The following is a 1,191-nucleotide window of genomic DNA, read 5'->3' as shown; positions in this document are numbered from 1 at the left end:
ATGGGGCGGATTGGCTTGTACGGTTTTATTGGCGTTAGCGTCTTCAGCGTATCTTGGTTTAAGTGCGTCAATGACAATTCAGCTTGTCATTATTACTTTGTTGGTCGCAATTATTTCGATTTTCGGTGATTTGACCGAGAGCATGTTCAAGCGTGAGGCGTGTATTAAAGACAGTAGTAATCTTTTACCTGGGCATGGTGGTGTGCTTGATCGTATCGATAGCCTTACAGCTAGTATTCCAGTACTAACTGCACTTCTTTATAGCTTTGCTTGGATCTCTTGGGGTGGTCAGTGAGTTCTGAAGCTGTCTGTGTATTAGGTGCGACAGGTTCTATTGGTTTAAGTACGTTAGATGTTTGCGCGCAGCACCCTGAGAAGTTTTCAATATTTGCTCTAAGCGCACATTCTGATTGGCGGGCGCTACTAAAGCTGTGTTTGGTTCACAAGCCCAAGTATGCCGTTATTTCATCTGAGCAGGTGCGTGCTGATGCGGTTGAGGCGTTTAAAAATGCGAGTACCGACACGGAACTTTTGTTTGGGGCGGACGCGTTAACATTTATCGCTAGCCATAATGAAGTAGATATTGTTATGGCTGCAATCGTTGGTGCGGCTGGTTTATCTTCGAGTTTTGCTGCGGCCCAGTCAGGAAAAAAACTTCTTTTAGCGAATAAAGAGTCTCTCGTGTTGGCGGGATCGCTGCTCATGAATGCAGTGCGTGAGTCCAATGGTGTCCTGTTGCCTATCGATAGCGAGCATAACGCGATTTTTCAGTGCTTACCGCACAACTACGCGTGTGGGAATAAGCCTGGTTCGGAAGTAACCCAAATATTATTGACCGCTTCCGGTGGTCCGTTCCGTTCTTTCAATCGGCATCAGCTTGAGTTGGTAACGCCAGAGCAAGCGTGCACTCATCCCAATTGGTCAATGGGTAGAAAAATATCAGTCGATTCAGCAAGCCTTATGAACAAAGGTTTAGAGTTGATTGAAGCTTGTTGGTTGTTTGATGTTTCAAGTGCCGATATTGAGGTTGTTGTGCATCCTCAAAGCATTGTTCACTCTATGGTTCGTTATGGAGATGGTTCTGTATTAGCGCAAATGGGAGAGCCGGATATGCGTACGCCTATCTCGTATGGTTTGAGTTGGCCTCATAGAATTGAGTTCGGTGTTAAGCCTTTAGACTTAACTGAAATT

Annotated in this window: 2 protein-coding genes; both read left to right on the top strand. The window is 45.3% G+C overall.

From position 1 onward, the window contains the following. Positions 1–295 (top strand): phosphatidate cytidylyltransferase (locus A3738_RS05690; protein WP_197473631.1); only part of this gene is annotated, 295 nt, incomplete at its 5' end. Next, a partial coding sequence (gene dxr / locus A3738_RS05685; protein ID WP_068763437.1) for a 1-deoxy-D-xylulose-5-phosphate reductoisomerase occupies positions 292–1,191 on the top strand: 900 nt, incomplete at its 3' end. The genes A3738_RS05690 and dxr, both read left to right, overlap by 4 nt.

Source organism: Oleiphilus sp. HI0066, assembly GCF_001635725.1.
The sequence above is the reverse complement of the archived record's forward strand: the minus strand, read 5'-3'. Positions and strand labels throughout refer to the sequence as shown.